The following is a 262-nucleotide window of genomic DNA, read 5'->3' as shown; positions in this document are numbered from 1 at the left end:
AAGGCTCCTTCATTGGCATTTCGTGCTGATAAACCTCACTACGGCTCATTTCAAAATGAGGGTGTTGTTTATCGTTCCATATATTGACCGCTGCCAACCAAGCTTTTTGCAACTCTTCAACCGTTTTTAGAAAGCATTTGTTTTCGAGTATAAAATCAGTGTTCATTTTGTTATCATCACGCTTTACCGTCACACCTTGTCCGTCTGAGAACCAAAATTTAGTAATTACTTGCTGTTGAAAACGTTTAAACAATTGTTCCGA

Annotated in this window: 1 pseudogene; it reads right to left on the bottom strand. The window is 38.2% G+C overall.

Going from position 1 to position 262, the window contains the following annotated elements:
* A pseudogene (locus KHA90_RS25965) lies at window positions 1-262 on the bottom strand (hypothetical protein); the annotation flags it as partial.

This window comes from Flavobacterium psychroterrae (assembly GCF_018380615.1).
Lineage (GTDB): Bacteria > Bacteroidota > Bacteroidia > Flavobacteriales > Flavobacteriaceae > Flavobacterium > Flavobacterium psychroterrae.
Note: the sequence above shows the minus strand (reverse complement) of the source record. Positions and strands in the feature narration are given on the sequence as shown.